Source organism: Rhodovibrio sodomensis, assembly GCF_016583645.1.
Taxonomy (GTDB): Bacteria; Pseudomonadota; Alphaproteobacteria; order Kiloniellales; family Rhodovibrionaceae; genus Rhodovibrio; species Rhodovibrio sodomensis.
The window spans coordinates 1-21,168 of sequence record NZ_NRRL01000076.1 but is presented as its reverse complement, the minus strand read 5'-3'; the positions used below and the strand labels follow the sequence as shown (position 1 = coordinate 21,168).

Below are 21,168 nucleotides of genomic sequence, written 5' to 3'. Positions count from 1 at the left end.
CCCCGCCCCGCCGACCAAACCGGCACGGCCCGAGACGACCATGACGGCGGACGCCAAGCCGCAACCGACCCAGCGAACCGAGCAGCCGGCGCGCGCGTCGGACGGGCAGCGGACCGAGAAGCAGGCGGCCGTCAGCGGGGCCGTCGGCAAGGCCGGCACCGGTCAGGAAGCCGCCGCCGGCGCCGGCGCGGCGTCCGCCGGCGGCGGCTCGCCCGGCGCGCATCCCGACTACTTCGCCCGTCTGCGCGCCTGGCTGGAGAAGCACAAGGAATACCCGCGCCGTGCCCGGCTGCGGCGCATGGAGGGCACCGCAACGCTCCGGTTCGTCATGAACCGATCCGGCGAGGTGATGTCGTTCGAGGTCGTTCGCAGCTCCGGCCACCACATGCTCGACGGCGCGGCCCGAGAGATGATCCGGCGGGCCCAGCCGCTGCCGAGCCTGCCGGACGAGATGGACCGCGAGCGCTTGCAACTCGAGGTGCCCGTCCGCTTCGCCCTGCGCTGAAGACCGGCCTTCGCGCCGCAGACGACGCCGGAGACCGCGCCGGAGCCAGGGGTGCCGCGCGTCGGCCCAGGCTCGGACAAGATTCAGCTAGCGGACATAGGCGATCGGAGCCTGGGTCTTCGGGTGGGCCAGGACCCCCATCGGGATGCCGTACAGGTCGTAAAGCGTCGTCGCCCGCATCAACGCGCCCGGCCTCCCGCGGGCCAACATCCGGCCGCCGCGCAGCGCGATCAGGTCGTCGCAGGTCCGCGCCGCCATGTTCAGGTCGTGGATCGCCACGATCGCCGTCATCTGGGTCGCGCGCACGCGCGCGCGGACCAGTTCGAGCACCTCGACCTGATGGGCGACGTCGAGCGCGGCGGTCGGCTCGTCCAGCAGCAGGCATCGCGTGTCCTGCGCCAGCAGCATGGCGAGCCAGGCGCGTTGCCGCTCGCCGCCGGAGAGGCTGTCGACGAAGCGCTCGGCGAACCCCGTCATCGCGGCCTGCGCCAGCGCATCGGCCACCTTGGCACGGTCGGCGTCGGTGAACCGGCCGAGCGCGCCGTGCCAGGGATACCGGCCCAGCGCGGCCAGTTCCCGCACCGTCATGCTGCCGGTTGGCGGCGGCGTCTGCGGCAGGTAGGCGACCTGCCGGGCGAAGCCGCGCCGCTGCCACCCGCCGATTGGCCGGCCGTTGAACCTGACGGTGCCGCTGCTGGGCGCGCGCTGCCGCCCCAGCACCGAGAGCAGCGTCGATTTGCCCGACCCGTTGGGGCCAATCAGCCCGGTCATGCGCCCCGCCGGCAGATCGAGCGACACCGGCCCCAAAACGGTCTGCCCCCCGGCGTCGACCTGGACGTCCCCGAGCGCGAACAAGACGGACCCGTCCGGTCCCGTCGCCGCGGGCTCCTGGACAGGCGCCGGCCGGGCGGCCGCGTGGTCGCGAGCGGGGAAGTCGAGCTGGCTCATGGGGATCGCGACAATGGCGGTGGCGAAGACGGCGCGCGCACGCTATCGCAGTTGCAACGCATTCGCAATAAAAGCCCGGGCGCGATCGGCGCCGGAGAGCCTCTGGGATCTGGGCTACTGCGCGGTGCGCGGGCGTGCTGCCGGTTGCAAGCGGTAGAGTTCGGCGTTGGGCGCGTCGGTCAGCAGGTAGACGCGGCCATCCGGACCCTGGACGACGTCGCGGATGCGCGCGTCGAGCCGCTGGAGCATCGGTTCTTCCGCGACGATCCGGCGGCCGTCGCGTTCCAGCCGGACGAGCCGGCGCCCGCCGAGCGCGCCGACCAGAAAATCGCCCTGCCAGGCCGGGAATAGCCCGCCGGTGTAGATGCTCAACCCGGACGGCGCGATCGACGGCGTCCAGCTGTGCACCGGCGGCGTCATTCCGGGCGCGTGCGGGCCCACACCGATCGGGCTGCCGTCGCGGTCGACGCCGTGCGTGGCGACCGGCCAGCCGTAATTCTTTCCCGCCGCAACCCGGTTCAGTTCGTCGCCGCCGGTCGGACCATGGTCGACCACCCAGAGCGCGCCGCTGTCGGGATCGACCGCCGCGCCCTGCGGGTTCCGGAAGCCGGTGGCGAACACCGCGGGCGGCCGGGCGGCCGCGCCGACGAACGGGTTGCCGGCCGGGATCCCGCCGTCCGGCTCGATCCGCACGACCGTGCCGAGGGTCGTTGTCGGATCCTGGACCCGCTCGCGCTGGCCGCGATCGCCCAGGGTGACGAATAGCTTGCCGTCCGGGCCGAGCACGACGCGGGCGCCGAAGTGGCGGTCGCCGCTCAGTTTCGGGCGCTGGCGGAAGATCACCTCGACGTCGCGCAGCCGGTGCGCATCGAGGTCCAGCCGGGCGCGCGCCACGGCCGTGCCGACATAGGTCTCACCCGGTTCGCTGAAGGTGAAATAGAGCCGCCGGGACTGCTCGAACCGCGGCCCGACGGTGATGTCCAGCAGGCCGCCCTGGTTCAGGACGTACAACTCCGGCAGCCCTGCAACCGGCCGGCTGATCCGCCCGTCCGGCGTGACGATCCGCAGCCGGCCGACCTGCTCGCTCACCAGCATCCGCCCGTCGGGCAGGAAAGCCAGGCTCCAGGGCGCGTTCAGCCCGGTCGCCACCGGCACCAGGCGCAGATCGTAATGCTGGGTCCGGTAGACCGTACCCGCGCCTTGGGCCCGGGCCGACGGCGCGGCTGCAAGGCCCGCGACCAGCGCGGCCAGAAGGCCGAATACGAGCCGCCGTGTGCTGTGCGCGCGCGTCACTGATACTTTACTTAGAAACGGTCGGTCGGCGCGCCGGTCGCCCGATGCCGGCCGCGCGCTGGACCCACGGGCGCGACCCTCGGACGGGCTCACAGCGCGCCGTGCTGGTGCGCCTCCACGATCGCGCGGGCGCTTTGGCGGTGCAGCTCGGCATCGGTCATGTCGTGCCGGTTGGCGATGTCGGCGAGTGGGCGCATCCGGTCCAGCAGGCCGGCGATACGCGGCGGCTTGACCAGCCACAGCGCCGTCATTTCGGCGCGCCGCTCCCGCCCGTCGCGCAGGTCCTCCAACAGGCTCATGATGTGCCGCTCGTCGCCGGTCAGGTCGCACGCCTCGACCGGCCCAAAGCCGACCCGGCGACGGCTTTCCCGGCGGAGGTACTCGGCGATCCGGTCCAGCGACCAGTCGGCGACACGTCCCTCGGCGCGCCCGGGGTTTTCCCGCAACTGGTCCTGGACCGCCTGCCGGCGCGCCGCGTCGCGCCGCCAGGCCGCGCGCAGACCGCGCACGACCGACCGTCCGAAGCCGCAATCTCGGAGCATCGCATCCTCCTCGACATCGCTTCGCCAATATTGAGAATGAATTGCAGTAGCGTCAAGCCAAACCAAAACCGGGACGCCCGGATACGACAAAAATTCCGGCCGGCTGCGTGGGCAGCCGCACTGTGGGCAGCCGCCTGGTCCGTCGGCCGTTATGCGGAGTGTCTCGGATGGATGGGAACGGCTGGACGCGAGCGAACCGCTCGCGCTGCGTGCCTATAGAAAAATCGATGACAGCCGAACCGCCGCTCATCCACTCAGATAACCGCATGCGGAGGAGCAGCCTGACAAGGCTGCTCCCCGCAGCATCCCACACGGATCGCACGGCTTCACCGTGCCAAAGTTCCCGGGAGGCGCAACCCCGGTTAGTTCTGCCCCAGGATCAGGTTCATGTTCTCGAGATAGGTCTCGGCGTTGTCCTCGACCGTCTGTGCGTTGCGCTTCTCGCTGGCGAGGTGCATGCCCTCCAGAACGCTGGCGATATTGTCGAGATCCTTGTCCATCCGCTGCAGCGCGTTCTCCAGCGTGTAGCTCAGCTGATGGATCTTCTCCATGTTCTCGACCGTCATCTCCTGGTTGAGATGCTGCTCGAGACGCTGGTTATACGTGCGCAGGTTCTCGACCGCGATCTTCAGGTTCGGGGCCGGCTTGGCCTCGTAGTGCTGGACCTGGTCGTGGCTGTGGGCGTGCGCGTCCCCGTCGGCCAGCGCCGGGCTTCCGCCCGCGATCAGACCGAGGGTGAGGATGGCGGCTGTCAGGCGCTGCATGATAATCTCTCCGTTTTGCTGAAAACTGTGTCCAGGCCCGCCCGCGTCCGCTCGGGGCGCGGGGCGGGCCGGACGGTCGGCCGGCGGTTGCCGGGTCACGACCCTTCGGCGGCCAGGAGCGGCTTCAGACGGTCGCGGGCCTGCTTGGGCAGATCGGAGACCTTGCCGCGGACCTGATCCAGATTTTTGCTGGCGTCGCCGACCTTCACCACGCCGACCATCCCGGAATAGAGGTGCGGCAGGCACTTGTAGACGTACGTGCCCTCCTGCTCGAAGGTGACCTCGAAGTCCTGGTTGATGTTGCCGCGGAAGCTGTCCGCGCCTTCCGGGATCATGCCCTGCACGCTCTGCGCGTTGTGGCCCTGGTCGACCGCCTTGAAGTGCACCGTATCGCCCGGCTGGATCGCGACCGACGACGGCTCGTAGACCATCAAGTCGCCGTCGGCGTTCTGGTTGAGCATCTTGACCTCGATCGTCTCGGCCGCCGCCGGACCGACGGCCAGGCCCGCCAGCATGGCCGCGGCCCCCAGCATCTTCTTCATCGGCGCTCCCCTTTTCTCCGTTTTGCTTCTGCTCTGAATCGACGACAGCGCGTGTCGCCGGCCCGTTCCGGCGCCCGGAACGAAGCCAATGCCCATCGTCTGCCACGTAAAACGGGTTGCTGCAATTGCATGTCAGGTGCATTTGCATGACGCGGCGCGGCAAGATCGGCGGCGCGCCCCGGCCGCGATCCGGCCTGCGACCCGATGCCGCCGGCCCCGCGGACGCGGGGCGTTCAGCCGTCCGCGGCCTGGGCCGACAGCATCCAGGCCGCCCGCTCCAGCACCCGCAGCTGCGCGGCAAGCCGGGCCGCCGCCGGCGCATCCACTGGTTCGGCCATGGCGTGCGCCGTCCGGCAGCTGGCGATCAGGCATTCCAGGTCGGCGCGCAAGCCGCGCAGGCGCACGCCCGGATCCGAGCCCGCAGGCTCGTCGCCGGTCACCGGGTCCGGGCCGATCGACCCGTAGGTGGGGTGCGACGCCAGACCGGCCGGCACCTTGAACCCGAGCGCGCGCAGCCGTCCCGCGACGAGGTTCAGCAGGTGCGTCAATTCGCCCTCGCGCTCGCCCAGCAGGTCCGCCAGCCCCTGCCGGCCGGGCCCGGCGACGTGCCAGCGCGCGGACTGGATCTTCAGACGCAACACCGCGGCATCGGCCGCAACGCGGCTCAGCGCATGGGCGATCTGCGCCTGCGGGACCGCCGGGGTCGAGGTGTCGAGTTGGGTGATAACCGTCATGTCGTCCTCTTGTTCGCTGGTCCGCTCGGCCGCTCGCCAGGGCTAGAGCAAAATTCACGATCAAGGTCGACTCGACCTTCATCGATTTTGCTCTAGGGCGCCGCAAGACTGAACGCGCCGGCGACCAGGGCGCTGGTCGCCACCAGCGCCAGCATCAGGCCGGATGCCCAGGCGCCGGTTGACCGGCCGCGCGACCCGATCGCCACCCGCACGACCAGCCGGCGCCGGGCGCCGCGGTAGCCCCGGATCGCCTGCGCCGGATCGCACGGGCGGGGAGCGTCGGGACCGCGATCGGCGCGCGCAGTCACCTCAGCCCGCGGGCGGCGCTCATCCTGGGCCATGACGCCCGTGCTCGTGGATCGCCGCGAAGTCCTGGGCCAGATCCGACATCGCGGGCATCGCGGGCTCGTGCTGCGAGAGCTCCAGCATCAGCGCGGAGCGGGCGTCGCTGGTCAGGCTGCCGGCGAGCGACATCTGCAGACCGCGCCAAACCAGCAGCGCCAGGCACGGCTGCGGGGCGATCTTGCGCGGCAGGGTCCGGGCGTAGGCGACGCCCTCGGCCGTGGCATGCACCTGCCGCTGGCCCCGGTGTTCGCTGGTATCCGGGAGCTGGACGAAGGCGCACGCCTCCAGCGCGTCGACCCGGCCGCGGATCACGTCGGTGCAGGGGCAGAACCAGCCGCCGGAGAGTTGGCGCATGTGGCCGGGGATGTCCTGGAGACGCGGTGCCGCCTCGTCCGCCAGGAACACGACGGCGAAATCGAGGACGTCGTTGATCGACAGTCTAGCCACGGCACTGCTCCTTCAATGGACGGTGGCGCCGGCGGGCCCCGCAGCAGGGCCCCCAGTGGCAGGGTCGCCGTTAGCCGGGTCGTCGGGGGTCGGGTCGCCGGGGGCCGGGTCGCCGTGACCGCGCGCGGCCGGCGCCCCGCGGGCCGCGACGGCGAGGTCGATCGGCAAGTTCGCCTGCATCAGGGCTTCGGCGAATTGCGCCGCCACCGGGGCGGCGTGCAGACAGGGCACGCGCGGGATCAGGCACTGCAGCAGGATCCGGCCGGAGCCCGCGTCGCCGCGCTGGAAGGCCGCCAGCGCCGCCAGCACCAGGCCCTCATCGCAGGACACCCGCGCGCATGTCGGGCGGCCCAGCTGCAGCGGCCGGCCCGCGGTGCGGGTCAGCCATTCGAACACGACCTCGAACGGGCGCAGCGCGGACGGGATACCGGCCAGCTGGAAGCCATAGCCCAGCTGGTCTTCGGGATGCGCGCCCGGCTGCACGCAATGGGCCCGCTTGCGCAGGCACCAGACGGCGAACAGGCCGCCGCTCGACAGCTCCGCCGTGAAGCGGTTCTCGAACGCCGTACATGTCATCGACGACCTCTTGCACAGCCGTTGAACGTCGACGCGGCCTGGCCGGAAAGGCTGCGGCACCGCGCCCCCTCAGACTAGTGCAATTGCACCTCATTCGCAATAGCAGGCCACGCCTCGGGTCACACCGGGGGACAGCGCCCCTGGCCGCCGCCGCGAGGCCGGACACAGAAGAGCCGGGAGGTGGGGTCACCCCCCGGCTCGCCTGCGGTGGGCCTGCACGCGTCAGCGCGACAGCCGCGGCTTGGCCGTTGCGCGTTAGAGCAAGATGAAGGTCGACCAGACCTTTATCGATTTTGCTCTAGAAGTTCAGGGAATAGCGGACGAACCCTTTGAAATTCCGGCCAGGTTCCTGGGCGCCGGTGAACACGCGCGTGTAGGATTTGTCGAACACGTTGTCGACGCCGAGGTCCACCCGCAGGCCGTCGAGCACGTCGCCACCCGGCGTCCAGGCAAAGTAGAGGTCGTGAACCGCGTAGCCCTCGCGCTCGTTCGCCGGATCGCTGACATTGTCGAATTCGTCGGCGGCCAGCATCCGCCAGCCCACGATGGACTCGATCTCCGGCAGCTTGAGCGCCGCGTCCGTGGTCAGCTGCGGCGGCGTCAGCACGCCCAGCGGCTCGCCGGTCGCCTCGTTCTCGCCGTCGATCGTGGACAAGCCGAGCTGCAGCCGGATGCGCCGGGTCTCGTAGCTCGCCTCGAGCTCGTTCCCCCACAGGCTGGCGTCGGCGATGTTGACCGGGCGCGTGGTACCGTTGCAGTCACCGGGAATGAACGGGTTGCAGCCCGCGAAAGGGGCCGGCTGGTTGACCTGAAGATCGATGAAGTCCTCGCCCTGGGTCCGGAAATGGGTCGCCTTGACCTGCAACCGGTCGTGCGGGGTCACGACATCGTCGAAGTCAACGCCGCCGCCGACCTCGACCGTCCGGGTGCGCTGCGGCTTGAGGTCCGGGTTGGGGACGAACCGGTTGGTGACGCCGGCGCCGACTGGGATCCGGAAGTGCACGCCCGAGGTATAGAGCTCGTTGATCGTCGGCGCCCGGAAGGCGGTGCCGTAGTTGGCGAACAGCAGCGACCAGTCGGTCGGCAGGTAGCTGACGCCGATCCGCGGCGAGACCGCCTGGTCCTGGTTGTTGACGGCGACGTCGCTGGACGAGCTGTAGCGGTCGAAGCGCACGCCCGGGATCACCAGCAGATCCCCCGGCAGCACCCCGAGCGGCTCGGCCAGGCGCAGCTCGCCCTGGGCGAACAGGCCGATCAGGTTGGTCTCGGCGTCCGGCACCGACGGCCGCGGCCCGCCGTTGGCCGAGGAGTCCTGCGTGTCCTGGTAGGCCTCGCTGCCGTAGGTCAGGGTCAGGTTGGCATCGTCGCTCAGGCGGATCCGGCTGCGGTTGTCCACGCGCAGCCCGACCGTATCCACGTCGCGCTCCAGAATCTCGCCGACTGGGCCGGCGCCGGCGCTGTCCAGCCGCAATTCCTCGATCGAGGTGTCGGTGTAGTAGGCGACGGCATCCAGATCGACCAGATCGTTCGACGGATCGCTGTAGTCGTAGCCCAGGCGCCAGGTGTCGCTGACGATGTCCTTGTCGACCAGGTTGTCCCCGCCGGCGCCCTGGGCGTTGTTCGGCTCCTGGGCGTTGTTCTGGAAGCGCTGGAACGAGGCCTCCAGCCGGTGATGCTCGGCGAAGTCCCAGCCCGCCTTGGCCAGACCCGAAATCACGTCGTCGTCGGTGCGGTCCAGCTTGCTGCCGTCGCCCAGTTCGATCGATCCGGAGTCGAGCTTGGTAACGCTGGCCAGGAAGCCGACATTCTCGGTCGGCTTGGCGTAGCCGGTCACGACCTCGCGGTACTCGTTGTTGACCGACTGGTAGCCGCCGCCGACGGTGACGCCCGCCGTTTCGCCCGCGTCCAGATAGTCGTCCGGGCGCACCGTGCGCAGCGCGATCACGCCGCCCAGACCGCCGCTGCCATAGAGCGACGACGCCGGACCGCGCAGCACTTCGACCTCGCGCAGCAACGTGGGATCGACGAAAAACCGGCCGTCGTGACCCGAATTGAAATTCTGCCGCGCGCCGTCGAGCGTGACCACCACGTCGGGACCCGAAAAGCCGCGGATGCTGGGAACTTCGCCCGTGCGCCGCGGGCCGCCGGTAAACTCGACGTTCGGGACCCACTTCAAGACGTCGTCCATGCTGGACGGCTGGCGCGTCTCGATCTGCTCGCGGCCGATCACGGTAACCATCCCGGGGTATTCGAACGCCGCGATCGGGTTCCGGGTTGCGGTCACCGAGACGGTATCCAGGCTGACCGCCGGTCCGTCGCTGGACGTCACGGCGGAACTGCCGGTGCCCAGCGTCAGCCCCGCGTCCCCCGCGTCCCGCGCGTCCTGAGCCGCCGCGGTCCCGGCGATCGCCGCGGCGATCCCGAGGCTCACGAGCCCGCCAAGTAACCTCGCCATATCTCACGCTCCCCTGGCATGCGCGGCCGCAGCCGCGTCGAGGTGCGTCCTGGCTAGCTGCCTGGCGGCCCGGAGGGCTGGGTGGCGGGCTTGGACGTCGGATGAATGTTTGGATGTGCCCGGAAGACATTTTCCGGATGGTTGCACGGCGGCGCGGCCCGGCTCGGACCCAGGCCGACCGGAATCCAGCCGGACGGCCGCGGCCGCCGCCGCTATTTGGTCAGGATCAGCTTGCCGAGGCTGGTTTGCCGCAGCCGATAGGTCGCGCCCTGGTGCTCGATGATCACCTCATGGGCCTCGGCGAACATATCCGAACTCCGGATAATCCTCGGGCCGGCCGGCTCGACCGGCCGGTGCGACCCGTCAGGCTTCTGGTCTGGATGCCGCTGCTCACTCATCACTTACACCCGTGTGTATCCGACGCGGACCCTAGCGCTCGATTCATGCAATTGCCACTCATTCTCATTAACAAAACCGATGCCAGGCTCCCCCCGCGCAAGCTGCAGCCGCGCGCTTGCGGATCAGCCTTCCGCCTGGACCACCTCGAAGCCTTCGAACTGCGGCGGGCCCAGGTACATGTCCTTGTTCGCCCCGGCGGACGCATGGGCTTTCCGGAACGCGTCCGAGCGGGTCCAGGCCTCGAACGACACCCGCGAGTCCCAGAGGGTATGCGAGACGAACAGCGTGTGGTCCGCGTGCTCCGGCCCGCGCAGCAGCTTAAAGGCGACGAAGCCCGGGACCTCGGCGAGATGTCGCTCGCGGTTGGTCCAGACCTGCTCGAAGCGGTCCTCCGCGCCGCGGGCCACGCGAAACCGGTTCATGGCGATAAACATTCTGGGTAGCTCCTTATTTCAAAGCGTTGGCACCCACCGTCGCGGGCGCCGGAACGATCAGCGGGCGGGCGAACCCGTCCGGCCGGATCACCTCGACCGGCAAGCCGAACACCTCGCTCAGGGTGGCGGGCTGCAACGCCGTCTCCGGCGCCGCGTCCACGACGACCTGCCCGTCGCGCACGATCGCGATCCGGTCGGCATACGCGGCGGCCAGATTGGGATCGTGCAAGATCGCCAGCACACCGCCGCCGCTGGCCGCGAACCGGTGTGCCTGCCGCAGCAGCTCGTGCTGGTGGGCGAGGTCCAGGTTGTTGGTCGGCTCGTCGAGCAGCAGGTAGCAGGCGCTGCCGTCGTCCGGCGGGACCCAGACCTGCGCCAGCACCCGGGCCAAATGCACCCGCTGGCGCTCCCCGCCCGACAGCGTGGCGTACAGCCGGTCGGCCAGATGCGTGACCCCGGTTTCCGCCATCGCGGACTCGACCACGCGGCGGTCGCTGAGCCGGTCGCTCACGCCGGCATGCGGGCTGCGCCCGAGCGCGACCACATCGCGCACCCGAAACGGAAAGACGACGTTGGGCGCCTGCGGCAGCACCGCCCGCCGGCGCGCGATCTCGGCGCGGTGCCAGTCGGCCAGCGCGCGGCCGTCCAGCGTGACCTCGCCGCGATCGGGCACCAGCGCGCGCGACAGCACCTGCAGCAGGCTGGACTTGCCGGCCCCGTTCGGTCCGATCACGGCAACCAGGTCGCCAGGCCCCAGGGCGAGGGAGGCGCCGGCCAACACCGGGCGCCCGCCGCGGGTCAGGCGCACGTCGCACGCGGCCAGCATCAGATCGCCCCCACGATCGGATCGCCCTGCACTCTCAAATTGCACCCCGCTTTCAGATCGCCCATTGCGTGCGCTGGCGCAGCAGCAGCCAGAGGAAGAACGGCCCGCCGACCGTGCTGGTCAGGATGCCGATCGGCAGCTCGGCCGGCAGCGCGAGCGTGCGCGCCAGCACGTCGGCGGCCAGCAGCAAGGCCGCACCCAGCAGGATGCTGGCGGGCAGCAGGGTGCGGTGGTCCGGCCCGATCAGCAGGCGGATCAAATGCGGCACGACCAGACCGATGAAGCCGATCACGCCGGTTAGCGCGACCGCCGCGCCGACCGCCATCGCGGCCAGCAGGACGATCGTGCGCTTGGTGCGCTCGACCGCCACGCCCAGATGACCGGCCTCGACCTCGCCCAGCAACAACGCGTTCAGACGGCGGCCCTGGGCGATCAGCAGCAGCGTGGGCGCCAGGATCAGCGGCGCCGAGACGGCCAGCCGGTCCCAGGTCGCCCCGCCCAGACTGCCCAATAGCCAGAAGTTCAGGTCGCGCAGTTCCTGGTCGTTGCTCAGGAAGATCAGCAGGCCGATCCCGGCCGCCACGATGGCGTTCAGCGCCACCCCGGCCAGCAGCATCACGGCCACGTCGGTGGTGCCCTCGCGGCTGGCGATCAGATAGACCAGCCAGGTCGCCGCGACCCCGCCGGCGAACGCGCTGATCGGTAACAGGTGCGGCACCAGCCAGGCCGGCAGGCCCAGGACGCCGGCCCCGCCGAGCACGATCGTCGCGGCGGCGGCGAGCGCCGCGCCGTTCGACACTCCGATCAGGCCGGGATCCGCCAGCGGATTGCGGAACAGGCCCTGCAGCGCCGCCCCCGCCACCGCCAGCCCGGCGCCGACCAGCAGGCCCAGGACCGCCCGCGGCAGCCGGATCGCGAGCAGGACCGTTTCCTGCGCGCGCGTCACGTCCGCGTTGGCGATCAGGCCCAGCTGTTCGCCCAGGATCGCCGCGACCTCGCCCGGCGCGATCTGGACAGCGCCGTGGCCGACCGCCAGCAGAAAGCCGCCGACCGCCGCGAGCCCGCAGGCCGGAAGCCCGAGCCCGGCCGGCGAAATCCGCCGGCGGCCCACGCGCGGGCCGTCAGCCGCCGCTGTCATGGGCCGACTCCTCCGTCAGGTCGGGCATCCGCAGGCTGCCGTGCAGCTGTTCCGCCAGCCGGGCGGCGGCCTGCGGCGTGCGCGGACCGAACCCCAGCAGCAACAGCGCGTCCATCATCACCAGCCGGCCGGCGCGCCCCGCCGGGGTCGACGCCAGTTCGGGCCGGGCGAGCAGTTGCTTGCGCCCGCCGAATTGCGCGACCGTCCGCTCGGTGGTCAGCAAGACGTCCGGGGCCGCGCTAACCACGGCCTCGCGCGACAGCGGCTTATAGCCGCTGAACGCGTCGATCGCGTTGCGGCCGTGGGCGAGTTCGATGATCCCTTGAGCGGCGGTCTGCGTGCCGGCGGTCATCGGCGTTCCGCGCCCGATGGCCAGCAGCAGCAACACCCGCGGCCGCGCGCTCACCCCGCTGAGGCGCGCCCGCAGGCGATCGAACTGGCCCGCCAGCCGGTCGGCAAGCGCATCGCCCCGGGCCGGCAGGTCGAGCGCGTTCGCGACGGCGCGCACCTTCTCGCCCACGCCTTGCGGGCTGGGCGCGTCCGGGATTGCAACGACCTCGACCCCGGCGGCGCGCAGCTGGGCCAGCGCGTCCGGGGGGCCGGCATCGGCCGCCGCCAGCACGAGCGTCGGCGCCAGCGACAGGATCGGCTCCGCCGACAGCCGGCGCATGTAGCCGACGTCGGGCAGCTGGCGCGCCGCCTCAGGATACAGGCTGGTGCTGTCGACCCCGACCAGCCGGTCTCCGGCCCCGAGGGCGTAGACGATTTCGGTGATCGAGCCGCCGGCCGCGACGACCCGCGACGGGCTGCCCGCGCCAGCCGGCCCCGGCAATCCGATCGCGACCAGCAGGGCGACGACGACGGCGCGGACGGCGAGAGCTTGTTGCCGCATCGATCTGGGTTCCCTGAAGAACGGGTGGGCGCGGGTCCGCGCCAACCGGCGGCCGCCGGCGCGCTGTCGCGCGTCGCCAGCGGCAAGAAGGGTCCGGCAGGGCGGACCTGCCGGACCAAGGGCTTGCACATGAGAGAGCCCGGCGGCCGGTCAGCCGGAGGGCTCGCCGGCGAGCCTGCCAGTTCGGACTTATTAATGCAACTGCCTCTCAGGTGCAATTGCATTAATCTGTTGTGGGGCGGGCCGCGTGTGCGCGACGATTGCGGGAGATGTCATGGGGTCGCGCCGCTTTCCGGGTCTCCAGGCCATGCCGCTCTGCTGGACATGGCGGACGCGACCGCCATCTTCACGTTCCCAAACGCCGCGTCGGGCGCGCGCCCGCCGGTCGGTCCGTTCATAAGAGGAGCCTACCGCTCATGCGTGTCGCATCGCTGCTGGTCGCCTTCGCGCTGCTCGTTCCCCCTGCCGTCCCCGACGCCGCCCTGGCCTCGCCGATCTCCAACGCCCGGCAATTGACGTTCGAGGGCCAGCGCGCAGGCGAAGGCTACTTCTCCGCCGACGGCAGCAAGATGATCTTCCAGAGCGAGCGCACGCAGGGGAACCCGTTCTTCCAGATCTACCTGTTCGATCTGGAAACCGGCGACGTCGAGCGCCTGTCGACCGGCGTTGGCAAGACCACCTGCGGCTGGCTGCACCCCGACGGCGAGCGGGCGCTGTTCGCGACCACGCAGTTCGACCCGACGGCGGAACAGAAGATGCAGGCCGAACTGCAGGCGCGCGCCGAGGGTACGGACCGGCGCTACGCCTGGGACTACGATCCGACCTACGAGATCGTCGAGACCGACCTAGACGACGGCGGCTACACCAAGCTCACCGACGCGCGCGGCTACGATGCGGAGGGCAGCTATTCGCCCGACGGCTCGAAGATCGTCTTCGCCTCCAACCGGCACGCCTACGCTCAGGAGTTGTCGGAAGCCGAGGCGGAGCGGCTGGACAACCAGCCGTCGTACTTCATGGACCTCTACGTCATGGACTCGGACGGCACCGACGTGCGCCGCCTGACCGACACCCCGGGGTACGACGGCGGCCCGTTCTGGCGTGCCGACGGCGACAAGATCGTCTGGCGGCGCTTCTCCGAGGACGGCAAGCGCGCCGAGATCTACACCATGGACGCCGACGGCACGGACGTCCGTCAGATCACCGACCTCGGCGTGATGTCCTGGGCGCCGTTCTTCCACCCGTCGGGCGACTACATCATCTTCGCCAACAACCAGCAGGGCTTCGCAAACTTCGAGCTGTACATCGTCGACGCCGAAGGCCGGCGGGAGCCGGTCCGGGTGACCGACCGCGAAGGCTTCGACGGCCTGCCGACCTTCGCCCCCGACGGCGAGACGATCAGCTGGACCTCCAACGCCACCTCGAGCGGCGACAGCCAGCTGTTCATCGCCGACTGGGACCATCAGCAGGCGCTCCAGCTGCTCGACCAGGCGCCGCTTGCCGAGCGCGCGGCCGCGCCGTCCGTGGACGGCACCTCGGCCGAAATCACGGTGGCCGACCTCAAGCGCCACGTCGAACGGCTGACGGCCAAGGAGATGGCCGGCCGCCTGACCGGGACCGAGGGCGCCAAGCGGGCCACCGCCTACGTCGCCGACGCGTTCCGGGGCCTGGGCCTGACGCCGGCCGGGGCCGACGGCGGCCTGTTCCAGCCGTTCGAGTTCACCGCCGGCGTCGCGCTTGCAACGGGCAACACGCTGAGCGTCTCGGTCGACGGCGAGGCGCGCCCGCTCGGGGTCGAGGCGCGGTGGCGTCCGCTCGCCTTCTCCGAGCCCGGATCGGTCGAGCAGACCGGCGTGACCTTCGCCGGCTACGGTATCGTCGCGCCGGACTCAGGCGACCAGCCCGGCTTGAACAGCTACCGGGAGATCGACGTCGAAGGGCAGTGGGTGCTGATCTGGCGCGGCATGCCGGGTGAGCTGTCGCAGACGCGGCGCACCTACCTCTCGCGCTTCGCCGATCCGCGCTACAAGGCCTCGGTCGCCAAGGCGAACGGCGCGGCCGGCGTGATCTTCGCGCCGCCGCCGCGCGCGGGTTTCCCGGACACCCTGCCCCGCCTGTCCTACGAAGCCAGTTCCGGCTCCGCCAACCTGCCGGTGCTGGCGGTCGACCGCCAGGCGATGCGGCGCATGCTGTCGATCCTGGGCGACCAGCTGGACGACGTGGCCGCGCAACTGGACCGGGGCGAGCCGGGCGGCCGGCGCCTGATCGGCGTCGAGGCCGCGGCCGAGATCGCGCTGGACCAGGAGACGCGCACCGGGCGCAACGTGCTGGCACGGCTCGACCTCGACGGCCAACCGGCGGACCAGGGCCGCCCGCCGCTGGTGATCGGCGCGCACGTCGACCACCTTGGCCGGGGCGAGACCGCGGGCTCGCTCGCCGGCGCCGAGGGGGAAGGCAAGATCCATCCGGGCGCGGACGACAACGCCTCCGGCGTCGCGGCGCTGATCGAGGTCGCGCAGTGGCTGCAGGCGCGCCAAGGCAAGCTCAACGGCGCCCGCGACGTAATCTTCGCCGCCTGGTCGGGCGAGGAGCTGGGCCTGCTGGGCGCCTCCCACTTCGTCGATGCCCGGGCCGAAGCGGCGGGCGCGGAGAACCTGTCGGATCTGGTCAGCGCCTATATCAACATGGACATGGTCGGCCGCCTGAGCGACCGGGTGATCGCCGGCGGGACCGGCTCCTCGCCGATCTGGGCGCGCGAGATCGAGCGGCGGAACGCCGTCGTCGGCCTGCCGATCAAGACCTCCGCCGACACCTACATGCCCACCGATGCGACGGCGTTCTACCTGAAGGGCGTGCCGATCCTGTCGCTGTTCACCGGCGCGCACGACGACTATCACCGGCCGTCCGACACGGCGGACAAGCTGAATTACCAGGGTCTTCGCGAGATCGCCCGCTTCGTCGCCCTGGTCGGGCGCTCGCGCGCGCTCGCCGCCGACGAGCCGGCTTTCGTCGAACGCGAGCGTCCCGGCGCCGAGGGCGGCCGCCAGATGGGCAACGTCAAGCTCGGCACCGTGCCCGACTACGCCGAGCAGGACGTCGACGGGGTCCCGCTGTCGGGCGTGGTCAAGGGAGGCCCGGCCGAGGACGCCGGCCTGAAGGGCGGCGACGTGGTCGTCGAACTGGCCGGCCAGGAGGTTGCGAACATCTATGACTACGTCCGCGCGATCAACGGCCTGAAGCCGGGCGAGCAGGTGACCATCACCGTCCGGCGCGACGGCACCCCGGTCGAACTGCAGATCACCCCGACCCGCCGGGAATAGCGCTTGGAGAGAGAGCAAGATGCTGAAAGGTGGCTTCACCTTTCAGCATCTTGCTCTAGCGCCGGCGGGTCGGGGCCGACCGGACCCGATTAGAAGTCGCTCGGATTGCCGGTCACGATCGTGCCGGTGCCATCGGTCTGCCCGTTCTTGAGCCAGATGACCCGGTTGCCGTCGAGCCGGACGCCGTAGCAATCGGCCGCGCCGTTGCCGTACCTGAAGCACATCCGGTTGTCCTCGATGTGCCAGCTGCCGGTATAGCCATCGCCCCTGATCGTGCCGTTCGCGGCGTAGAATTCGGTGTAGTCGCTCGCGTCGACCATCGACCCCTGGACGGTGTTGCCGGCGATCGCCGCGCGGATCTCCGCGCCACTGGCGGCACGAGCGTCGGCGACGGCCGGCGCCGCGGTCGCCGCGAACGCGGTGAGCGCGGCCACGAAAAGGGTTTTCATCTATGAGCCGCCCGAGACGGTTGGTTGGAGCCCCGGAGCTATGTCCCGGTCGACGGCGAACAAGGGCTGGGATGGCCGGACCGGCGGCACCGTTAACGACCCGTTAAACCTCCGACCTTTATCTCGAAAGCCCGTTAGCGCGCGCTCGCCGAAGCTGGCGTCACCCGCCGTGTGGATCGCGCGATCCTGCTCTGGCGTCGGAGGTTTGCATGACGTTCTACCGCCTGTTGTCCCGCTTGCCCCGGCCCAAGAGCTTTCTCGGCAAGATCCTGTTCGTGAGCTTCGTCGGCGTGCATATCCCGCTGATCGCGGTCGTGCTCTACCTGCTGCTGACCGTCACCGTGCCGTTCGCGGAAATCGCGCCGGTGCTGCTGGTCCTGCTGATCGCGACGGTCGCGGGCACGGTTGCAACCTCGGCGGCGATCTACGGCTTGCTGGCGCCCGTGCGCTCCGCCTGCACGGCGATCCGCGACTATCTGGCGACCAAGAAGCTGTCGGCTCTGCCGACCGGCTACACCGACCAGGCCGGCGTGCTGATGGCCGACGTCCAGGAGGCGATCACCCGGCTGGATCGGGCGCTCGACGCGGCCCAGGCCGCGGCCGAACGGGCGCACGAAGACAAGGCGCAGAAGTTCCGCCTGCTGTCGGACATGAGCCACGAGTTGCGCACCCCGCTGAACCACATCCTCGGCTTCTCCGAGCTGATCCAGAACGAGATGCTGGGCCCGCTCGGCCAGAAGGCCTACGCCAACTACGCCGGCGACATCCGCGAAAGCGGCGGCGCACTGCTCGATCTCGTCCAGTCGGTCCTGGAGGTCAGCGCGGTCGAGGCGGGCAGCTATCAAGCCGCCCCGGAACGGATCGACCTGGCCGACCTGGCCGGGGAGGCGGTCCGGCTCGCCCACATCGCGGCGCAGAACAACAACATCACCGTCGACACTGCCGGGATCGATCGCACGGCGCCGGTCGACGCCGATCCGCGGGCGCTGAAGCAGGTGCTGTCGCACTACCTCCTGGCGGTGATCCGCAAGGCCGAGCACGGCGGCCAGGTGCACGTCTCGCTGACGCCCACGGCAAGCGGTTACGACCTGGTCGTGGAGGACACCTGCGGCGCCCTGGTGGACGACGATATCCGCTACCTTCAGGCCCGGCGGGCGGCCCCCGGCGGCCCCAATGCCGGGCGCGAAAGCGACGCCATCGCCTCCGCCAGTGCGTTCAGCCTGACGCTGATGCTGGTCGACGGCCTGCTGCGGGTGCAGGACGCCGGGTTCCACATCCAGTCGAACGGCGAAGCCGGCAAGCGGGCCCGCTTCAGCCTGGACCGCAGCGCCGGCGAGACGCGGGCCGCCGCGTAAGCCGTGCCCGGGACGGTCGGGTCGGGGCTCACCCGGTTTCCGGGGCACCCTGATCCGCGCCAACGGGGCCGGGGGCGTCGAGTTCGAGCACCAGCGTGAAGCGGGTCCGGCCATAGGTCACCCGCTTCTCGGCCCGCCGCGGGATTGGGATCTGGTGCGAAAAGCACCACGACAGCAACGCCGCGGTCAGTTCGGCCCGGCTGAGATCCAGTTGGACGCGCTCCATGCCCTGGTTGCCGGTCGCCTGCACGCCGGTCAGCGCGCCGCCGTCGCTGGCCGGTCTGACGTGACGGATCGCCACCGCTTCCCGCCCGGCGTAACGTTTGCGCACGTAGCGCTGAAGCGCAGCCGCCGTCTCGACGTCGCTGAACTCGATGTGTCGTTCCTCCAACGGCATGCCTGCACTTCCGCTTGAAATGGTCGGCGCGCAGTTTCGACCGTGCGGATTAATAACTTCAAAAACAACCGACCCGCGGTGGCTTACGACGGACGTGATAACAGGGCCAGCAAGAACGCCGCAGGCCGCCCGGTCGGCGTCGTGCGGCGCCCTTGCAGGGCCGTTGAAGACGGTCGCCGAGCCGCGCTTACTCGGGCCGTTCGCGCGCCGCTTGCGGGGTCGCGGGTTCCGCCTCGCGGACCAGCGCGTGCGCGCGTTCGTGCGCGTCTTCACCGTGCTCCTCACCGAGCGGCCAGTTGAGCACACCGGCGCCCAACCCGACGCCAAGCGCGACGACCACGGCCGCCACCGTACCGCCGACCAGCCGGCGCCGCGTGGGCCCGCTCGACGCCATCTTCTGAGCCGCGGCTTCGGGCATCGTCTTGAAGCCGTGCACCATCGAGGCGATGATCCCCTCGCCGGTCAGTGCATCCTCGACGATCAGCCCGATCACATGCAGCACGGCGGCGGCGACGGCCAGGTTCGCGAACAGCCCGTGGAAGGCGTGCAGCGCCTCGATCGGCAGCGCGGCGGTCAGCACCGTGCCCGCGATCAGGATCAACAACGCCCAGGCGCCGAGCGCGCTGGTCGGGTTGTGCCCGGGGGCATGGTGCGGGGTGCCGCGGATCAGGCCGCGCAGGTGGGCGACCGTCGCCCGCGGGTTCGGCAGGAAATCCCGGAAGCGCGCGTGCTCCGTGCCCGCGAAGCCGTAGACGATCCGCACCAGCAGCAAGGTGACCACCAGATAGCCCGCGATCACGTGGATGGTGGTCACGCGCTCCGGCGTGAAGTAGGCGACCAGGAAAGATGTTACCAGCAGCCAGTGGAACAGGCGCATCGCGCCGTCCCAGACGAAGATCCGTGTCATCTCCGATCCCTCCGATTGTTACGTCTGCGACTGGACACCCGTCGCCGCCCCTTCGACACGACCGCCAAGGCGGCCGGCTCAGGGCGAGGATGCCGATTTGTCATCGGGTCACGGTCACCGGTATCCAGAACAGCCGGCCTCGGGTCGGCGTGTCGAACGGGCATGACGGGGACTTGCAAGCCCGTGCGACAGTTCCGTGCGGGGAACGGCGGCCGTCCCGGCGGCCCCCGCCGCGGTCCGGGGGCGGCTGCGGCGGCGGGGGCGCGCAGAGGTTCAGCGGCAGTCGCCGCCCCGGCGGCCGTCGTAGCCGGCCTCGTGGTGACCGCCATGCCAGCCGTCGCGGTCGGCGCGGCGCTCCTGCAACTCCGCCTGCGTCACCCGGCCGTCCGCGTTCGCGTCCGCACGGGCGAACAGGCGCTCGGCGAACGACGTCACCTCGATCGGCTGCAGCGCCTCGTCGTCGTTGGCGTCGAGCCGCCAGAACAGCCGCTCGCCGAGCTCCCCGGCGGCGCGGCCGCGCGGCCCAAGGGCGGTTTGTCCCGCCGCGCGGAACTCGTCCGGCGACAGCGCGCCGTCGCCGTTCTGGTCCAGTTGCTGGAACCGCTGCCGGACCCGCGTCTGGCGTTGTTCGGCCAGGTAGTCCGCGAAGGCCTCCGCGCTGACCGCGCCGTCGCCGTTGCCGTCGGCCGCCTGGAAGATTGGCGGCACCGGCAGACGCGCCCGGTCGTCCATGCGACCGTCCATGCCGGCCTGGGCGCTCAGGGCGAAACCGCCGGCGCCAACCGCCAGGCTCAGAGCAAGCGCGCTGGAAAGCAGTTTGGTCCGTCGTGTCATGACATCCTCCTTGTGACTGGCTGGGCCGTCTCGGCCGTGCCGGTTGCGTGCAGGAGAGAGATGCCGCTATCAGCCGGATCTACACCAGCGCTGGTGTGTAACAGGACGTTTCAAACCGCCGGTCCTGAAACATCCTGTTACAAATCTCTTCCTGTCCGCGCGCGCCAGCGCGGTTAGCGTCCACCGTGGCGGACACAGAGGGAGGTTCGAGCGTGCCCGGCGACACCGCGCCCCACATTCTTGTGGTCGACGATCACCGCGAGATCCGGGACGGCCTGCGCCGGTACCTTGGGCGGGAGGGCCTGCGGGTTTCCCTGGCGAGCGACGCCGCGGACGCGCGCGAGGCGGTCGGCGGCCACGCGATCGATCTGGTCGTGCTGGACATCATGATGCCGGGCGAGGACGGCCTGTCGCTGTGCCGATACCTGCGCGAGCACCTCAACCTGCCGGTCATCCTGCTGACGGCGAAGGACGAGGAAACCGACCGGATCATCGGGCTGGAGGTCGGCGCCGACGACTACCTCGCCAAGCCGTTCAACCCGCGCGAACTGCTGGCGCGGATCCGTTCGGTGCTGCGCCGGACCAACCAGCTCCCGCCCCAGCGCACACAGGCCGGCGGACGCTACGCCCGGTTCGGGGACTGGCGGCTCGATGCCGGCCGCCGCGAGGTCGCCCATCCCGACGGCCGCGTCGTCTCGCTCAGCGACAGTGAGTACCGGCTGCTCACCACCTTTCTGACCTATCCGCAGACCGTGCTGACCCGCGACCAGCTGCTCGACCTGGTCCACGGCCGCAAGGCGGAAGCGTTCGAGCGCTCCGTCGACATCCTGGTCAGCCGCCTGCGCCGCAAGGTCGAGCCGGACCCCAAGCGGCCGCGGCTGATCCAGACCTGCCGCGGCGGCGGCTATCAGTTCGCGGAGACGGTGACATGGGCCTGAACCGGGCGCTCTGACGCTTCAAATGGATTTCGAGATATCGCCGATCGGGGCTGCGAGCAGGTAGATCATGGCGATGAAGGTGGCCGGGCTGCTGTAGCCACGTGCCCGGTGGCGGGCAGCCTGGAAGATCG

Annotated in this window: 23 protein-coding genes; 4 read left to right on the top strand and 19 right to left on the bottom strand. The window is 70.5% G+C overall.

Features of this window, described 5'->3' with window-relative positions:
* The coding region (locus CKO28_RS19545) for an energy transducer TonB (RefSeq protein WP_207168880.1) at positions 1-505 on the top strand (505 nt) is incomplete at its 5' end.
* An 87-nt stretch (positions 506-592) separates the two neighbouring features.
* Here the strand turns inward: CKO28_RS19545 and CKO28_RS19540 are convergent.
* The 15 genes from CKO28_RS19540 to CKO28_RS19470 form a co-directional block, all read right to left on the bottom strand.
* Entirely contained in the window at positions 593-1,453 is an 861-nt protein-coding gene (locus tag CKO28_RS19540) for an ATP-binding cassette domain-containing protein (protein WP_200342499.1), read from the bottom strand.
* Between the two features lie 114 nt (positions 1,454-1,567).
* Positions 1,568-2,746: a PQQ-dependent sugar dehydrogenase gene (locus CKO28_RS19535; protein ID WP_200342498.1), complete on the bottom strand. Its 1,179-nt coding sequence runs from the start codon at positions 2,744-2,746 to the stop codon at positions 1,568-1,570.
* An 89-nt stretch (positions 2,747-2,835) separates the two neighbouring features.
* A complete protein-coding gene (locus CKO28_RS19530) occupies positions 2,836-3,288 on the bottom strand; it encodes a hypothetical protein (protein WP_200342497.1) in 453 nt (150 codons plus the stop codon).
* Between the two features lie 362 nt (positions 3,289-3,650).
* Positions 3,651-4,052 (bottom strand): DUF6746 family protein, encoded by a 402-nt coding sequence (locus CKO28_RS19525; RefSeq protein WP_200342496.1) that lies wholly within the window; start codon positions 4,050-4,052, stop codon positions 3,651-3,653.
* 95 nt (positions 4,053-4,147) lie between these two features.
* Positions 4,148-4,594, bottom strand: coding sequence for a pseudoazurin (locus CKO28_RS19520; RefSeq protein WP_200342495.1), 447 nt, complete (start codon positions 4,592-4,594; stop codon positions 4,148-4,150).
* Between the two features lie 233 nt (positions 4,595-4,827).
* Positions 4,828-5,328, bottom strand: a complete 501-nt coding sequence (locus CKO28_RS19515) for a ferritin-like domain-containing protein (protein WP_200342494.1) — start codon at positions 5,326-5,328, stop codon at positions 4,828-4,830.
* A 92-nt stretch (positions 5,329-5,420) separates the two neighbouring features.
* Positions 5,421-5,669, bottom strand: coding sequence for a hypothetical protein (locus CKO28_RS19510; protein WP_200342493.1), 249 nt, complete (start codon positions 5,667-5,669; stop codon positions 5,421-5,423).
* The gene (locus CKO28_RS19505) at positions 5,656-6,120 is read right to left on the bottom strand and encodes a hypothetical protein (protein ID WP_200342492.1); all 465 of its coding nucleotides are present in this window, start codon (positions 6,118-6,120) and stop codon (positions 5,656-5,658) included. Before CKO28_RS19505 ends, CKO28_RS19510 begins: the two co-directional genes overlap by 14 nt.
* A gap of 12 nt (positions 6,121-6,132) precedes the next feature.
* Positions 6,133-6,696: a hypothetical protein gene (locus CKO28_RS19500; RefSeq protein ID WP_200342491.1), complete on the bottom strand. Its 564-nt coding sequence runs from the start codon at positions 6,694-6,696 to the stop codon at positions 6,133-6,135.
* A 298-nt stretch (positions 6,697-6,994) separates the two neighbouring features.
* A complete protein-coding gene (locus CKO28_RS19495; protein ID WP_200342490.1) occupies positions 6,995-9,151 on the bottom strand; it encodes a TonB-dependent hemoglobin/transferrin/lactoferrin family receptor in 2,157 nt (718 codons plus the stop codon).
* 212 nt (positions 9,152-9,363) lie between these two features.
* Entirely contained in the window at positions 9,364-9,549 is a 186-nt protein-coding gene (gene hemP / locus CKO28_RS19490; protein ID WP_200342489.1) for a hemin uptake protein HemP, read from the bottom strand.
* Positions 9,550-9,672: 123 nt separating this feature from the next.
* Positions 9,673-9,984 (bottom strand): heme-degrading protein HmuQ, encoded by a 312-nt coding sequence (hmuQ, locus tag CKO28_RS19485; RefSeq protein ID WP_200342488.1) that lies wholly within the window; start codon positions 9,982-9,984, stop codon positions 9,673-9,675.
* A 13-nt stretch (positions 9,985-9,997) separates the two neighbouring features.
* Entirely contained in the window at positions 9,998-10,810 is an 813-nt protein-coding gene (locus CKO28_RS19480) for a heme ABC transporter ATP-binding protein (protein WP_200342487.1), read from the bottom strand.
* 52 nt (positions 10,811-10,862) lie between these two features.
* A complete protein-coding gene (locus CKO28_RS19475) occupies positions 10,863-11,948 on the bottom strand; it encodes a FecCD family ABC transporter permease (protein ID WP_200342486.1) in 1,086 nt (361 codons plus the stop codon).
* On the bottom strand, positions 11,932-12,840 hold the full coding sequence (locus tag CKO28_RS19470; protein WP_200342485.1) for a heme/hemin ABC transporter substrate-binding protein: 909 nt from the start codon (positions 12,838-12,840) through the stop codon (positions 11,932-11,934). The genes CKO28_RS19475 and CKO28_RS19470 overlap by 17 nt, the downstream gene beginning before the upstream one ends.
* Positions 12,841-13,256: 416 nt before the next feature.
* Here CKO28_RS19470 and CKO28_RS19465 point away from each other — a divergent pair, with 416 nt between their 5' ends.
* A complete protein-coding gene (locus tag CKO28_RS19465; protein WP_200342484.1) occupies positions 13,257-16,157 on the top strand; it encodes a M20/M25/M40 family metallo-hydrolase in 2,901 nt (966 codons plus the stop codon).
* 89 nt (positions 16,158-16,246) lie between these two features.
* Here CKO28_RS19465 and CKO28_RS19460 read toward each other — a convergent pair whose 3' ends face one another.
* Positions 16,247-16,606: a hypothetical protein gene (locus tag CKO28_RS19460; protein ID WP_200342483.1), complete on the bottom strand. Its 360-nt coding sequence runs from the start codon at positions 16,604-16,606 to the stop codon at positions 16,247-16,249.
* A gap of 209 nt (positions 16,607-16,815) precedes the next feature.
* On the opposite strand from CKO28_RS19460, the gene CKO28_RS19455 reads away from it, so the two are divergent.
* A complete protein-coding gene (locus tag CKO28_RS19455; protein ID WP_200342482.1) occupies positions 16,816-17,961 on the top strand; it encodes a sensor histidine kinase in 1,146 nt (381 codons plus the stop codon).
* 28 nt (positions 17,962-17,989) lie between these two features.
* On the opposite strand, the gene CKO28_RS19450 is transcribed toward CKO28_RS19455, so the two are convergent.
* The 3 genes from CKO28_RS19450 to CKO28_RS19440 all read right to left on the bottom strand — a co-directional run bounded on the left by CKO28_RS19450 (position 17,990) and on the right by CKO28_RS19440 (position 20,099).
* Positions 17,990-18,358 carry a hypothetical protein gene (locus CKO28_RS19450; RefSeq protein ID WP_200342481.1) on the bottom strand — a complete coding sequence of 123 codons (369 nt, stop codon included), beginning with the start codon at positions 18,356-18,358 and terminating at the stop codon, positions 17,990-17,992.
* 187 nt (positions 18,359-18,545) lie between these two features.
* Positions 18,546-19,265: a cytochrome b/b6 domain-containing protein gene (locus CKO28_RS19445; RefSeq protein WP_200342480.1), complete on the bottom strand. Its 720-nt coding sequence runs from the start codon at positions 19,263-19,265 to the stop codon at positions 18,546-18,548.
* Between the two features lie 273 nt (positions 19,266-19,538).
* A complete protein-coding gene (locus CKO28_RS19440) occupies positions 19,539-20,099 on the bottom strand; it encodes an EF-hand domain-containing protein (RefSeq protein WP_200342479.1) in 561 nt (186 codons plus the stop codon).
* A 212-nt stretch (positions 20,100-20,311) separates the two neighbouring features.
* On the opposite strand from CKO28_RS19440, the gene CKO28_RS19435 reads away from it, so the two are divergent.
* Positions 20,312-21,037, top strand: coding sequence for a response regulator (locus CKO28_RS19435; RefSeq protein ID WP_200342478.1), 726 nt, complete (start codon positions 20,312-20,314; stop codon positions 21,035-21,037).
* Positions 21,038-21,168 lie beyond the last annotated feature (131 nt).

Coding starts and splice junctions, on each gene's coding strand:
- hmuQ (WP_200342488.1), bottom strand. CDS start 9,984: ATGTTTATCGCCATGAACCGGTTTCGCGTGGCCCGCGGCGCGGAGGAC.
- CKO28_RS19495 (WP_200342490.1), bottom strand. CDS start 9,151: ATGGCGAGGTTACTTGGCGGGCTCGTGAGCCTCGGGATCGCCGCGGCG.
- CKO28_RS19465 (WP_200342484.1), top strand. CDS start 13,257: ATGCGTGTCGCATCGCTGCTGGTCGCCTTCGCGCTGCTCGTTCCCCCT.
- CKO28_RS19500 (WP_200342491.1), bottom strand. CDS start 6,696: ATGACATGTACGGCGTTCGAGAACCGCTTCACGGCGGAGCTGTCGAGC.
- CKO28_RS19510 (WP_200342493.1), bottom strand. CDS start 5,669: ATGGCCCAGGATGAGCGCCGCCCGCGGGCTGAGGTGACTGCGCGCGCC.
- CKO28_RS19525 (WP_200342496.1), bottom strand. CDS start 4,052: ATGCAGCGCCTGACAGCCGCCATCCTCACCCTCGGTCTGATCGCGGGC.
- CKO28_RS19460 (WP_200342483.1), bottom strand. CDS start 16,606: ATGAAAACCCTTTTCGTGGCCGCGCTCACCGCGTTCGCGGCGACCGCG.
- CKO28_RS19515 (WP_200342494.1), bottom strand. CDS start 5,328: ATGACGGTTATCACCCAACTCGACACCTCGACCCCGGCGGTCCCGCAG.
- CKO28_RS19480 (WP_200342487.1), bottom strand. CDS start 10,810: ATGCTGGCCGCGTGCGACGTGCGCCTGACCCGCGGCGGGCGCCCGGTG.
- CKO28_RS19520 (WP_200342495.1), bottom strand. CDS start 4,594: ATGAAGAAGATGCTGGGGGCCGCGGCCATGCTGGCGGGCCTGGCCGTC.
- hemP (WP_200342489.1), bottom strand. CDS start 9,549: ATGAGTGAGCAGCGGCATCCAGACCAGAAGCCTGACGGGTCGCACCGG.
- CKO28_RS19445 (WP_200342480.1), bottom strand. CDS start 19,265: ATGACACGGATCTTCGTCTGGGACGGCGCGATGCGCCTGTTCCACTGG.
- CKO28_RS19440 (WP_200342479.1), bottom strand. CDS start 20,099: ATGACACGACGGACCAAACTGCTTTCCAGCGCGCTTGCTCTGAGCCTG.
- CKO28_RS19475 (WP_200342486.1), bottom strand. CDS start 11,948: ATGACAGCGGCGGCTGACGGCCCGCGCGTGGGCCGCCGGCGGATTTCG.
- CKO28_RS19470 (WP_200342485.1), bottom strand. CDS start 12,840: ATGCGGCAACAAGCTCTCGCCGTCCGCGCCGTCGTCGTCGCCCTGCTG.
- CKO28_RS19455 (WP_200342482.1), top strand. CDS start 16,816: ATGACGTTCTACCGCCTGTTGTCCCGCTTGCCCCGGCCCAAGAGCTTT.
- CKO28_RS19540 (WP_200342499.1), bottom strand. CDS start 1,453: ATGAGCCAGCTCGACTTCCCCGCTCGCGACCACGCGGCCGCCCGGCCG.
- CKO28_RS19530 (WP_200342497.1), bottom strand. CDS start 3,288: ATGCTCCGAGATTGCGGCTTCGGACGGTCGGTCGTGCGCGGTCTGCGC.
- CKO28_RS19450 (WP_200342481.1), bottom strand. CDS start 18,358: ATGCCGTTGGAGGAACGACACATCGAGTTCAGCGACGTCGAGACGGCG.